This is a genomic window from Gordonia jinghuaiqii (genome assembly GCF_014041935.1).
Taxonomy (GTDB): domain Bacteria; phylum Actinomycetota; class Actinomycetes; order Mycobacteriales; family Mycobacteriaceae; genus Gordonia; species Gordonia jinghuaiqii.
The window spans coordinates 119,699-132,784 of sequence record NZ_CP059491.1; the positions used below are offsets into that span (position 1 = coordinate 119,699).

At 67.1% G+C, this 13,086-nt stretch carries 13 protein-coding genes; 6 read left to right on the top strand and 7 right to left on the bottom strand.

The genetic code is table 11. The features are described 5' to 3' along the window. Positions 1-81: 81 nt before the first annotated feature. The 4 genes from H1R19_RS00470 to H1R19_RS00485 all read right to left on the bottom strand — a co-directional run bounded on the left by H1R19_RS00470 (position 82) and on the right by H1R19_RS00485 (position 4,461). Positions 82-1,050, bottom strand: a complete 969-nt coding sequence (locus tag H1R19_RS00470) for a nucleoside hydrolase (protein ID WP_188330683.1) — start codon at positions 1,048-1,050, stop codon at positions 82-84. 210 nt (positions 1,051-1,260) lie between these two features. Next, on the bottom strand, positions 1,261-1,917 hold the full coding sequence (locus H1R19_RS00475) for a fasciclin domain-containing protein (protein WP_188330825.1): 657 nt from the start codon (positions 1,915-1,917) through the stop codon (positions 1,261-1,263). A 140-nt stretch (positions 1,918-2,057) separates the two neighbouring features. Next, positions 2,058-2,663, bottom strand: coding sequence for a DinB family protein (locus H1R19_RS00480; protein WP_188330684.1), 606 nt, complete (start codon positions 2,661-2,663; stop codon positions 2,058-2,060). Between the two features lie 241 nt (positions 2,664-2,904). Beyond that, positions 2,905-4,461: an AMP-binding protein gene (locus H1R19_RS00485; protein WP_219850301.1), complete on the bottom strand. Its 1,557-nt coding sequence runs from the start codon at positions 4,459-4,461 to the stop codon at positions 2,905-2,907. A gap of 95 nt (positions 4,462-4,556) precedes the next feature. Here H1R19_RS00485 and H1R19_RS00490 point away from each other — a divergent pair, with 95 nt between their 5' ends. After that, on the top strand, positions 4,557-5,360 hold the full coding sequence (locus tag H1R19_RS00490; RefSeq protein WP_188330686.1) for a LuxR C-terminal-related transcriptional regulator: 804 nt from the start codon (positions 4,557-4,559) through the stop codon (positions 5,358-5,360). Positions 5,361-5,672: 312 nt separating this feature from the next. On the opposite strand, the gene H1R19_RS00495 is transcribed toward H1R19_RS00490, so the two are convergent. Next, positions 5,673-5,945, bottom strand: a complete 273-nt coding sequence (locus H1R19_RS00495) for a DUF7218 family protein (protein WP_219850302.1) — start codon at positions 5,943-5,945, stop codon at positions 5,673-5,675. Positions 5,946-6,226: 281 nt separating this feature from the next. On the opposite strand from H1R19_RS00495, the gene H1R19_RS00500 reads away from it, so the two are divergent. The 4 genes from H1R19_RS00500 (at position 6,227) to H1R19_RS00515 (ending at position 11,127) form a co-directional block, all read left to right on the top strand. Continuing rightward, positions 6,227-7,315 carry an S-(hydroxymethyl)mycothiol dehydrogenase gene (locus tag H1R19_RS00500; protein ID WP_188330688.1) on the top strand — a complete coding sequence of 363 codons (1,089 nt, stop codon included), beginning with the start codon at positions 6,227-6,229 and terminating at the stop codon, positions 7,313-7,315. Further along, the gene (locus H1R19_RS00505; RefSeq protein ID WP_219850303.1) at positions 7,315-7,944 is read left to right on the top strand and encodes an MBL fold metallo-hydrolase; all 630 of its coding nucleotides are present in this window, start codon (positions 7,315-7,317) and stop codon (positions 7,942-7,944) included. Before H1R19_RS00500 ends, H1R19_RS00505 begins: the two co-directional genes overlap by 1 nt. A gap of 212 nt (positions 7,945-8,156) precedes the next feature. Next, entirely contained in the window at positions 8,157-9,524 is a 1,368-nt protein-coding gene (locus H1R19_RS00510) for an MFS transporter (protein WP_188330690.1), read from the top strand. Positions 9,525-9,609: 85 nt separating this feature from the next. After that, complete coding sequence (locus tag H1R19_RS00515) at positions 9,610-11,127, top strand: ATP-dependent DNA ligase (RefSeq protein ID WP_219850304.1); 1,518 nt, start codon at positions 9,610-9,612, stop codon at positions 11,125-11,127. A 68-nt stretch (positions 11,128-11,195) separates the two neighbouring features. Here the strand turns inward: H1R19_RS00515 and H1R19_RS00520 are convergent, their stop codons facing one another. Both H1R19_RS00520 and H1R19_RS00525 read right to left on the bottom strand, forming a co-directional pair. Next, a complete protein-coding gene (locus H1R19_RS00520) occupies positions 11,196-12,056 on the bottom strand; it encodes an anti-sigma factor (protein ID WP_219850305.1) in 861 nt (286 codons plus the stop codon). A gap of 220 nt (positions 12,057-12,276) precedes the next feature. Further along, positions 12,277-12,684, bottom strand: coding sequence for a YccF domain-containing protein (locus H1R19_RS00525; RefSeq protein WP_219850306.1), 408 nt, complete (start codon positions 12,682-12,684; stop codon positions 12,277-12,279). A gap of 145 nt (positions 12,685-12,829) precedes the next feature. Here H1R19_RS00525 and H1R19_RS00530 point away from each other — a divergent pair, with 145 nt between their 5' ends. After that, complete coding sequence (locus H1R19_RS00530; RefSeq protein ID WP_188330694.1) at positions 12,830-13,084, top strand: hypothetical protein; 255 nt, start codon at positions 12,830-12,832, stop codon at positions 13,082-13,084. Positions 13,085-13,086: the final 2 nt, after the last annotated feature.

The following is a 13,086-nucleotide window of genomic DNA, read 5'->3' on the forward strand; positions in this document are numbered from 1 at the left end:
GGCCACCAGCAACTGATCCTAGTCGGACTGGTGGCTGCGGCCGATGCGCACCGAGGGTCGAGTACGGAGCTCCTCAGGTCGTCACACCGCTGCGGACGGACGAGCCGGGCATGAGGGATCGAGTGTCGTCATCAGCAGGGGGGCGAACGGGGCCGTCGACGCGAGTGCGATCCGGTGGCCGGGTGTTGCCGACTCGTTGCTGGTGGCATCCACGTCGACCAGTGTGCGTCCACGATGTATGCCGTCGATCTCCACCCGGATCGTGCATCGCGGCGCGTGCGAGAGTCCGATCGAACCGATCGCGATCGCGGTCGCGAGCGGGTCGTGGAGTAGACATTTGGTGCCATCGAACTCCGGATGCCCGTCCAGGTAGTGGTCGAGCATCAGAGCGATGGTGTGTACGTCCGGGTCGGCGGACTCTCGGAGGAGACCGACCTCGGCCCTGGACAGGCTGTGGTGATTGGTGATGTCCAATGGGACGAGCATCAAGTCATCCCACGGTGTGGACAGAACCTGCTGGGCGGCAACGGGATCGGCGTAAATGTTGGCTTCGGCGAACTGCGTGATGTTGCCGGCGACGTCGTGGGCGCCTCCCATGATGGTTATGCCACCGACCAGCTGGGGCAGCCGAGGTTCGAGAGACAAGGCGACCGCGATGTTCGTCAACGGACCGAGTGCGATGATCCGCATCCGTCGGCCGAGGCGGTGTGCGAGATCGACCAGCCTGTCAGGCGCGGTCATCTCGTCGAACGGACGGGCCGACGCGGACAGGTCCAATCCGGCGATCCCGTTGGGGCCGTGAATGAACTGTGCGCCACCCCAGAACCGTCCGCGCACCGGCTCCTGTCGTCCAATCGCCACGGGGATGTCCGCTCGTCCGATCAGCGCGAGCAACCGGCGCGCATTCTCTGCCGCTTGGAACACGCCGACATTGCCGGCGACCGCGCCGACCGAGGTGAGGGAGACACTGCTCCGGGTGAGATAGATGAGCGCAAGGGCGTCGTCGATGCCCGGGTCGCAGTCCACGTAGTAGACGTGTTCGTCCCTCATGGTCCTCCTTGTGCGGTCGTGGCAACCGCCGAGCGATCGGGTGCCGAGCGTCGGTTGAAACGATTCTATCCTGCAATGACCTCCGCCCCTCGAAATCGTGGTTTCGAGGGGCGGAGGCGTCCGCGTGCGGTCAAGGGCGCATTCGGCTCACATGCAGTCCGAGGTCGGCGTCAGGGAACGCTGTGGTGAACGTGGACGAGGCCGTCGAGATCACTCGGTGGCCGGCGGCATGAGGACCGTGTCGATCAGGTACACCTGGGCGTTGGAGGTGGCAATACCGCCACAGACGATGCCGGACTCGTTGACCTTCAGGTTGTCACCCGAACCGGTCACGGTGACCGTCTGGCCCTCGAGGGTGGTGTGCTCGCCGTCGATCTTGTCGGGGGTCGCCTGACCCTCGACGACGTGGTAGGTGAGGATCTTGGTCAGCAACTGATCGTCGGTCTTGAGCTGCTCGATCGTCTCCGGGGGGAGCTTGGCGAACGCGTCGTCGGTCGGCGCGAAGACGGTGTACTCACCCTCGTTCAGTGTCTTGACCAGGTTGACGTCGGGGTTCAGCTGCCCGGACAGCGCCTGCGTGAGGGTCGTGAGTTCGGGGTTGGTGGCAGCAGCGGTGGCGACCGGGACGGTGGACATCCCGGTGACCGAGGCCGGTCCCGACGGATTGGCCTCGGCATATGCGGCGCAGCCGGGTCCGACGAGGTTGGCGGCCGGATCTGCCGTCGCACTCATCGATGTCATTTCGCTTGTGGCACTGCTGGTCTCGCTTGACGAACTCGAATCGTCGCTCGAACAGCCGGCGATCACGCCGACGGCGAGGACCAGACCGGTCACCGCTCCTGCTATGCGGGGAACTCGCTTGATCATCATTGATCCAATCTCCGAAGGGTTTCGGCTGCGCCGTCGGCAGCCTCACCACCCATTCGGTGCGCGCAGGCGCACGGATGGGTCTCCGAAGGCTCCCATCCGAAAAGTCCCGGGCCCGGGCTCGCCGGGCCCGGGGTTGCTCACGCGCCCGGTCCGCCCGGCGCCGCGCTCGCCTCGGTGGTCCAGAACTCGGCGTCGGCCCACTCCTGTCCTTCGGAGATCGCGCCCATCGTGCTCTGGCCGTCGAGGGCTTCGCGGATGATGTCGGCATGGCCGCAGTGATGTGCGGTCTCGCGGAGCAGCTGGGCGATCATCATGCGGATCGAGGACCACTCCCGCTCGGGCTGCCACGGTGCGGTCGGCTGGGGGATCAGCTCGCCGAGATCCTCGACGTCGGCGATCACGCGATCGAAAGACGCTGCGGCGCGGTCATATTCGGCCAGCCAGTACGCGAGTGTCTCGTCGCCGGTGATGTCGTACTCGGTTGCCGCCTGGCTCATGTCGAACTCCGCGTTCTCGTCCCGCTCGGTGATCACCCGTGCCGCGCCCTGCTCCCCGTGTGTGAGGTGCTTGATCAATCCGCCGAGGGTGAGGGCGCTGACCGTCGTCTGCCTACGGGCGTCCTCCTCGGACAGATCGCGGGCGGCGACCTTCAGCAGATTCCGCTGGTCCTGCAACAGGGTGAGGAGGTCCTTCTTCTCGCCGGTGACGTCGACGCCGAGTTCCGCGGCTGTGTAGGTTCCCATGATGTCGCTCCTGGTCTGATCGGGATCGGGTGGTTCTGGTGGACAGAACTCACGCTACGAGCGATCGCGGACATCTTCGGTCCTCGTTCGGTCCTCGTTCGGGGCGAGTTCAGGACTCGACCGGGCAGTGGGGACGGGACTCGGCACACAGACGGGTCGGCCGCAACCAGCGGGGACGGGACCCGCTGGTTGCCGGCCGGGTTCGTCCGAGACCGTCTCTGGTCTCGAGACAGCGTGCGGCTCAGCGCTTTCGGAGCAGGAACCGCTGGATCTTGCCGCTCGGGGTCTTCGGTAGGGCGTCGACGAAATGTACGGTCCGCGGGTAGGCGTGGGCGGCGAACTGCGTCTTCACCAGCTGCTGGAGCTCGGTTTCGAGTGCCTCCGTCCCGTCGACCCCGTCGGCGAGGACGACGAACGCCTCGATGACCTCACCGCGGAGCTCGTCGGGCTTCCCGACCACGGCGACGTCGATCACCGACGGGTGCGTGATGAGCACGCTTTCCACGTCGAACGGGCCGATCCGGTAACCGGCCATGATGATCACGTCGTCGTCGCGGGCGGTGAAGAAGTAGCGACCCTCGTCGTCGACGCGGCCGGTGTCGCCGGTCAGGTACCAGCGGCCGTCCGGGGAGAACCGCTGCGCCGTCTTCTCCGGGGCGTCGAGATACCCGGTGAACCACAGGAGCGGGCTGGCCGGGACGTCGATGGCGATCTGACCGTCGACGACGCCGGCGGCGAAGCCGGGCATCGGCTTGCCCATCGAACCGGGGACCAGTTCCTCGTGGACGTCGGTGTGCCAGTGGTTGTTGATGAACATGCCGTGTTCGGTCTGGCCGTAGTGGTCGCGGACCTCGGTGCCGAAGGCATCCAAGGCCCAGTCGATGACGTCGGGGGTCAAGGGCTCACCGGCCGACGACGCGCGCCGCAGGGAGAACCCGGTGATGCGGGGGTCCTTGCTGAGGGAGCGGTAGACGGTCGGTGCCGCCGCGAAATTGGTGACCGCGAGATCGCCGAGGATCCGCGCGGTGAGTTCGGGGGTGAACCCCGCGTGCAGCAGCAGGTTTCGACGGCCGGTGGCCAGCGGGCCGAGCACGCCGTAGTAGAGGCCGTAGGCCCAACCCGGGTCCGCGGCGTTCCAGAACACGTCGTCGTCGCGGACGTCGAGCCCGTAGTGCATGTAGGCGACGAACGAGGCGAGTGCCCTCACCGGCACCGGCACACCCTTCGGTGCGCCCGTGGTCCCGCTGGTGAACAGGAGGATCAGGGTGCCGTCGCCGCCGACGGCCACCGACTCCGCGAGGGGATCGTGCGAGTCGACGAGCCCGTCGAACTGGTCGCCGGCCACCACGGTGGTGATCCCGTCAATCGGATCGAGCTTGGCCGCCTGGCTCGGCTCGGTGATCACCACCTTCGCGTTGCCCGCGCGCACGCGCATCTCGATCGCCGGCGTCGCGAACGCGGTGAACAGCGGGATGTAGATCGCGCCGAGCCGGGCGATGGCCAGCACCGAGACGACGAGTTCCTCGCGCTTGCCCATGAGGACGCCGACGGTGTCGCCGCGACCCACACCCAGTTCGGCGAGGGCGGCCGCGAGTCGCCTGGACCTCTCGGCCAGCTCGCCGTAGGTGATGTCGGTGGTGACGGGCTCGCCGGTCTCGGCGACCTCGATGACGGTGAACGCGATCGCATCCTGATCGTGGCCGTCGACGAGGAGTGCTGCGACGTCGGCATCGGGTGCCCCGTAGATTCCCAACCAGTGCTCGACCATATCGGCCGGGGTCGTGGTGGCCTGTGTCATCGTGAACCTCGCTATCGGTCAGTAAGCTGGGTCACAGTGTCCTCCGTCGGTGGCCCCCGGAACACCCCCCGAAGAGGGGGGAGGAGTGAGGTGAGATGCCCGAGCAACTCAGCGGTATCGTCACCGACGCATTGCACCGTGTCCGCAGGTCGAGCGGTGTGCCACTGGCTTTCGCCGGAGTGGTGAACGGGCCGACCAACCTGCGCCTGCAGCACTTCGCCGGCACCACCGTCGGCGCGCTGAGCGGGGTCTCGGTCGACGTCGGGCACGGCCTCGGCGGCAAGGTCGTCTCGTTGAGCCGGCCGATGGTGGTCGACGACTACCTCCGCACGCCCCGCATCACCCACCGCTACAACACGATCATCGAGCGGGAGGGGTTGCGGGCGATGATGGCGGCCCCGGTGATCGTCGACCGGACCCCCGTCGCGGTGATCTACGGGGCGCTGCACACTCCCGATCCGATCGGTGGCCGCATGCTCGACATCCTCGCCATGGAGGCGCGCGCCGTGGAGCAGGAGATCGTCGCCGGCCGCGCGCGACTCGAACACGCCGCCCAGGACGAGGCCGAGATCCGCGATCGGATGACGGCGGCATATGCGCGCCTGCGATCGCTCGCCGACACCGTCGACGATGCGTGTCTCGCCGATGAGATCGCGGCGATCACCGAGGTGCTGGTCGCCGGGTCATCCGCCCGCGTGCCCGCCGTCGAACTGACCGGACGCGAGCAGGACGTGCTGTCACTCGCGGCGCTCGGATATCCCAACGCGCGCATCGCCGAAACCCTGGGCGTCACCGTGTACACCGTCAAGGGCTATATGAAGGACGCGATGCGCAAGCTCGGCGCGTCGTCGAGACTCGAAGCGGTGGTGACCGCGCGGCGCGCGGGCCTCCTGCCCTGACGCCCGGCGATCCATGTGCCGACGCGCGTTGTTGCGGCCGTAGTCGCCACGGAAACCCCGGTCGGGTGGTTGATTTGGGTGGCCGTGGGTATCCCCGGACCCCATGCGCGGCAGGTGCGGAATAACTCGACGGGGGCGCCGGTTGAACCACGCGACGGTGACGGACTCAATGCCCGGGTCCCACCCTTCGCCGCTTCGAGCGGACCATACGCCGAGAGGCGCACTGACCGGCACCGTCCCTCTCACACCGAAGCCGCCGACCCGATCCGGGTCGGCGGCTTCGTGGTTGGTGGGTCTTCGTGGTGTGTGGGGTCAGTGGTCGCGGAGCTTCTCGATGAGCTCGTCCTTCTTCAGGTCCGAATAGCCCGACAGGTCGAGCTCTTTGGCGCGATCGGTGAGCTCGTCGACGGTCCAGTCCTCATAGGACCCCGACTCGCCGCCGCTCTTGCCGACGCTGGACCGAGAGCTGTTGGCCGCGGCATTGGCGATGCGCGCCGACTTCTCCTTGGAATTCCCCTCGTCGCGCAGCTTCTCGTACAGTTCGTCGTCCTTGACCGATGGTCCGGGGCCCTTCTTCTCCGCCATGGTCTACCTCCTCGGGATGCGTGATGGACTGGAACGGTCGCCTTTCCGGTTTGCCCACGCGGATGTCGGACCAAACTGGTCTGAGACAGCGGCTGATCACGCAGTGGCATCCTTACAGAGCGGGATAACAGCAGTAAACGCTGTTGACCACGAGTAGACGCCACTACGGCCTACGGATAAGGTTGTGGTGATCTGTCCGGGGGAGACGCCCACGTCCGCCCCGTCGGATACCGAGGCCAGAAACGTACCCGAACAACGCAGTTGCGGAAGGAAGTCAACGCATGTCGCAGACAGTCAAGGGAGTCATCTCGCGGAGCAAGAAGGCGCCGACGGAGGTCGTCGACGTGGTGATCCCGGACCCGGGGGCGCGTGATGTGGTCGTGGCGATCAAGGCATGCGGTGTCTGCCACACCGACCTGGCCTATCGCGAAGGCGGCATCAACGACGAGTACCCGTTCCTTCTCGGTCACGAGGCCGCGGGCATCGTCGAGTCGGTGGGTTCGGATGTCAGCCACGTCGAGGTGGGCGACTTCGTCGTCCTCAACTGGCGCGCGGTGTGCGGTCAGTGCCGGGCGTGTAAGCGCGGCCGTCCGTGGTATTGCTTCGACACCTTCAACGCCAGCGTCCCGATGACCCTGACCGACGGCACCGAGCTCACCCCGGCCTTGGGCATCGGCGCCTTCGCCGAGAAGACCCTCATCCACGAATTGCAGTGCACCAAGGTCAATCCCGACACCGACCCGGCCGTCGCCGGCCTGCTCGGCTGCGGCGTGATGGCCGGCATCGGGGCAGCCATGAACACCGGCAACGTCGGCCGCGGCGACTCGGTCGCGGTCATCGGCTGTGGTGGCGTCGGCGACGCCGCGATCGCCGGTGCCCGCCTCGCCGGTGCCACGACGATCATCGCGATCGACCGCGACGCATCCAAGCTCGAGTGGGCCACCGACCTCGGTGCCACGCACACCATCGACGGCTCGAAGGTCGACGATGTCGTCGCGGCCGTGCAGGAACTCACCGACGGCAACGGCGCCGACGTGGTCATCGACGCCGTCGGCCGACCGGAGACCTACAAGCAGGCCTTCTACGCACGTGACCTGGCCGGTGTCGTCGTCCTCGTCGGCGTCCCGACACCGGAGATGACCCTGGAGATGCCGCTGGTCGACTTCTTCTCGCGCGGCGGTGCGCTCAAGTCGTCGTGGTACGGCGACTGCCTACCCGAGCGCGACTTCCCGATGCTCATCGACCTCTACGAGCAGGGTCGCCTGCCGCTGGACAAGTTCGTCACCGAACGCATCGGCATCAACGACGTCGAGGCCGCGTTCTCGGCGATGGAGGCAGGCAAGGTCCTGCGATCGGTGGTGGAACTCTGATGTCGGAGCTGCGGATCGACAACGTCGTCACCTCAGGCACTTTCAGCCTCGACGGTGGTACCTGGGATGTCGACAACAACGTGTGGCTCGTCGGCAATGACGACGAGGTGATCATCATCGACGCCGCGCACTCGGCCAAGCCGATTCTCGACGGAGTCGGCGGCCGGACGGTGAAGGCGATCGTGCTCACCCACGGCCACAACGACCATGTCACCGTCGCCCCCGAGCTGTCGGAGGCCACCGGCGCGCCGATCCTGCTGCACCCCGGGGACGACATGCTGTGGAACGACACCCATCCCGACGTCGCTCATCAGGATCTCGAGGACGGTCAGCGGATCCGCGTCGCCGGCACCGAGCTCACGATCATCAACACACCGGGCCATTCGCCGGGTTCGTCGGTGATCCACCTGCCCGAGGCCAAGGTGCTGTTCTCCGGCGACACGCTCTTCCAGGGCGGGCCCGGCGCCACCGGTCGCTCGTACTCGAGCTTCCCGACGATCATCGCCTCGATCACCGAGAAGATCTTCTCCCTCGACCCCGAGACCAAGGTCTACACCGGCCACGGCGACGGCACCACGGTCGGAGCCGAGGCTCCTCACCTGGAGGAATGGATCAAACGCGGCAGCTGACGCGGTAGAGGCTGCGCGAACGCCGGTCGACCCGCGGAGATGACGTCCTCCGGAGCGGGCCGGAGGACGCCATGTCCTTCGAGCCCGCTCCGGAGGCCGACAGCTCGGCCTCACCGGCGCCGCATCCCTCCTCCCCGGCGCCGGTCGGCTCGTTCAGATTGTCCTCAGGGGTCCAGGCGTGTGACCTGGTTCTCAGGCGTAATGTCGCGCGGATGAGTGAGTCCGCGGTCCGCAATGTCGACCATCCAGATCAGGCGCCAGTACCCCGGAGTCGCATCGTCGTGGCGTCGATGATCGGGACCAGTATCGAGTTCTTCGACTTCTACATCTATGCGACCGCCGCGGTGCTGGTGTTCCCGGTGCTGTTCTTCCCGCCCGGCGACGAGACGGCAGCCCTGCTGTCGTCGTTCGCGACGTTCGGCCTGGCCTTCGTCGCCCGGCCCATCGGCTCGATCCTGTTCGGGCACTTCGGTGACCGCGTCGGACGGAAGGCGACCCTGGTCGGGTCGCTGCTCACCATGGGTATCGCGACATTCATCATCGGGCTGCTGCCCACCTACGACTCGGTGGGCTATCTCGCGCCCGCACTGTTGGCCCTCATGCGCTTCTGCCAGGGACTCGGACTCGGCGGAGAGTGGTCGGGCGCAGCACTTCTCGCGACCGAGACCGCGGAGAAGGGCAAGCGGGCATGGGCCGCGATGTGGCCGCAACTCGGAGCGCCGATCGGATTCCTCTTCGCCAACGGCACCTTCCTGCTGCTGATGCTCGGGCTCGACTTCGATGCGAAGACCTCGGCGTCGAACCACGCGTTCATGACGTGGGGCTGGCGAATCCCGTTCCTGGCCAGCGCGATCATGGTCGCCGTGGGCCTGTACGTGCGGCTGAAGCTCACGGAGACACCGGTGTTCGCGAAAGCGGTCGCCGACGGCAAGAAGGTCAAGGCGCCGGTGACCGAGGTCGTGAAGACCAGCTGGCGTCCCCTGATCGCCGGCACGTTCATCATGGTCGCGACCTACACGCTGTTCTACATCGTCACCACCTGGGTGATCTCCTACGGCACCGGCAAGGTCACCGACGCCTCGGGTGTGAAGCTCTCCATCAGCTACGTCGACTTCCTGGAACTGCAGCTCATCGCGGTGCTCTTCTTCGCTGCGTGCGTACCGATCTCGGGTCGCCTTGCCGACCGGTACGGTCGCCGGGCCTTCCTCATCGTGGTCACCGGGGCGATCATCGTCTTCGGACTGTTCTTCCAGCTGCTCCTCGACCCGTCGTCGATGACCGACGGCATGATGCTGTTCTTCCTGATCCTCGGCATGACGCTCATGGGACTCACCTTCGGGCCGATGAGCGCGATCCTGCCGGAACTGTTCCCCACCAACGTCCGCTACACCGGGTCGGGCATCTCCTACAACGTCGCGTCGATCATCGGCGCCGCGGTGGCGCCGTTCATCGCGACGTGGATCGTCGCCGACTTCGGCGTGGGCTGGGTCGGTGTGTATCTCGCGATCGCCGCCTGCACCACGATGATCGCGCTGCTCTGCGTCCGGGAGACCAAGACGGTCGATCTGACCGAGGTCTGAGGGCATCGGCCGCATCGTGTCGCCGTCGCGGCGTACCGTCGATCGGGTGACCGGATCCTGGCGATGTTGTCGTGGGTGAGACGCCGTGAAGCTGATCGACGTGGTCGAGACATCCGCGAACGTCGCACGGGACCGCTCGCGAATTCGTAAGACCGAGGTGCTGGCCGGAGCCCTGTCCGCGGCCACCGATGCCGAGCTCCCGATCGTCGTCGCGTGGCTCTCCGGGGAGATCCCCCAGGGCAGGCTCGGCGTCGGGTGGCGGTCGCTGTCGAAACTGATCTCCGCGCCGTCCGATGCGTCGTCGTTGCAGGTCGCCGACGTCGACGCCGCTCTCGGCGCACTCGCCGGCGCCACCGGGCCCGGTTCGACGAAGCGCCGCGCCGAGATCATCGCGTCGGTCTTCGGTGCCGCGACCGAGGCCGAGCAGAAGTTCCTCCTCGCGTTGCTGACGGGCGAACTCCGGCAGGGCGCGCTGGCCGGGGTGATGACCGACGCCATCGCGAAGGTCACCGGTCAACCACTTGCGCTCGTCCGGCGCGCGCACATGCTGACGGGATCGCTACCGGAGACGGCGGCCCTCGCGCGGTTCGGGGCCGACGCGTTGGCGGGGGTCGGACTCCGGGTGGGCCGTGCCGTCGAACCGATGCTCGCCACCCCCGCAGACGATCTCGACGCCGCGCTCGGCTTGCTCGGGCCCGACCTGATCGTCGACTACAAACTCGACGGCGCCCGGATCCAGGTGCATCGCAAGGGGACCGACATCTCCGTCTTCACCCGCACGCTGAGAGATGTGACGGCCAACGTGCCCGACCTCGTGTCGGTTGTCGCCGGATTGCCATGCGACTCGGTGATACTCGACGGTGAGACGCTGATGCTGCACGACGACGGCCGCCCACGTTCGTTCCAGGACACGATGAGCCGCTTCGGTTCCGGGCCCACCGCCGATGGCGAACCCGAACGCGTGCTGAAGCCCTTCTTCTTCGACTGTCTCCACCTCGACGGGGTCGACCTCATCGACCGCCCGCTGTCGGAACGCCTCGCGGCGATCGACTCGATCGCCCCCGATCTCCGGATCCCCGCGGTGACGCGTCCCAGCCCCGCGGAAGCACACGCACACTTCGAGACGGCGATGGCCGACGGCCACGAAGGTGTGATGGTGAAATCGCTCGACGGGCTCTACGTCGCCGGCCGTCGTGGAAAGGCATGGCAGAAGGTCAAACCCACGCACACCTTCGACCTCGTGGTCCTGGGCGCTGAGTGGGGATCGGGCAGGCGTACCGGCTGGTTGTCGAATCTGCATCTCGGTGCCCGTGACCCGGAGACCGGTGAGTTCATCATGGTCGGCAAGACCTTCAAGGGACTCACCGATGAGCTCTTGCGTTGGCAGACCGAAGAGTTCCCCGGGCACGAGACGCATCGGGACGCGCACACCGTGTATCTGCGTCCGGAGATCGTGGTCGAGATCGAACTCGATGGTGCGCAACGGAGTTCGCGGTACCCGGGAGGGGTGGCGCTGCGTTTCGCGCGGGTGGTCCGCTACCGCCCGGACAAGACTGCCGCCCAGGCCGACAGCATCGAGGCGGTACGTGCGCTCGTGAAGTGAGTGCTCCGGCCGGTGATCACGGTGCGTTTTCCCTCGCGAACCGGGGGAAAACGCACCACGATCGGCCGTCAGAGCAGTGAGAGCTGGGCCACCGGGGTGGTGGTCGGTTGCGCCGACCCGCCCGGGGGCTCGACCGTGAACGCCAGTGCGGATGCGGAGTTGATGCCGGAGAGCACCGCGGTGGTGACCGGTTCGACGTCCTTGTCGGTCATGGTGCCGGCCGAGCGCGGACCATCAGGACCGATGAGCCACATCTGGTAGACGGTTCCGGGCTTGGGCGGCGGGACCGAATGCATCACCAGCACACCGGTATCGGCCGACTTCGCGAGATAGACGGTCGCGCTGCCGGTGGCGACCGCGCCTCCCGTCGAACGCAGATCGCTCGCGGAGAAGACCTGTTCGGCAGGTGAAGCCAGCGGCGGCCCGGGCTCGGGGTCGGAGCTCGACAATCCGATGACCCATCCTGCGGCACCGATGGCGATGGCGATGACCGCGGCGGCCGCCAGATAGGTCCAGCGCCGGCGTCGGGAGTCGGCCCCGGTGGTGGCGGCCGGTTCGGCCGCTTCGTCTTCCGCAGGTCCCGGAGGAGTGGATCCGCCCGCCTCGTCACCGTCCTGGTCGCCGTCGGGCAGTCCTTGCGGTAGTGCGTCGAACCCAGGGGGTCCCGTCAGTCCCGCGTCGGCGCGGGCGGCGGCGAGGACGCGATCGCGGAGCGCGGGTGGGGGAGGGGTCGCGGTCGTGACGCTGATCGCGGCCATCGCCTCACGCGTCGCACGAACCTGCTTGTCGAACAGCTCGCGAAAGTCCGCGGGGGCCGCGGCAACCCGCGCCTCGACGCCTCGGAGCTCGTCGCCGGAGAGCGCGTTGAGCCCGACCATCGGAGCGAATTGGAGAAGCTCGGCGGCATCGGGCTCGAGATCGTCAGACATCACGTACCTCCTGCTGCCTGTGCCGGCGGGTTGCTGCCTCCGGCCGCCACACACTGCTCCGACAATTGGCCATCACGCTTCCGTGCGCGGTCGGTGACGAGATGGCCGCGGGTAGAAGTATGACGCACCGGCGGATCCGGTCGTGAGTGTCATGCCCCCTGTTCGGCACCGACGGCGTGTCGGATGGGTCCGGGCGCCGGCGTGGCGGATGTCCGCCGGGTCACATCCTGGCCGGTACGCCCCCCGGCATCGGCTGGTCGGTGGGGACGATCTCGGCGCCCAGCGGAAGCAACGACACCGGCACCATCTTGAAGCTCGCGATGCCCAGCGGGATACCGATGATGGTGAGGCACATCGCGATGCCCGTCGTGATGTGCCCGATCGCGAGCCACCACCCGGCGAACAGGATCCAGATGATGTTGCCGATGAGCGACGCCGCGCCCGCGGTCGGCTTACGGACCACCGTCCGACCGAACGGCCAGAGTGCGTAACTGGCCATCCGGAACGACGCGATGCCGAACGGGATGGTGATGATCAGAATGCAGCAGATGATGCCTGCGATGACGTAGCCGATCGCCATCCACAGTCCGCACAGGACGAGCCAGATGACGTTGAGGATGGTCTTCATCTGACACATTCTCCTCGCGATGCCGGGGGATGGGTACAAATGCGGGACCATCGCCGTGTCCGCGCGGCCCCGCGGCACCGCCGTTGCACGCGAGGTGGGTCACACGAGACCCGATTCCCGCCACGGCCCGCACTACGATGTCGGGGTGGATGAACGGTCGGTACGGACGCGAGAAGCCTTGTGGGCGGTGATCACCACCCTCGTGCTCGTCATCCGCATCCTCGCGACCATCGCCATGGTTCTCCTCGTGATCGGGTGGGCGGTCGCCTCGGTCCGGGACTCGTTCGACAACGCCTTCCTGTGGCCGTCGATCGCAACCGGCGTCGCCCTGCTGCTGAGCACCTACGCCTACAGCCATCTGCGCGTGCGGTATCCGCGACGCAACGGATGGATTCCCTGATC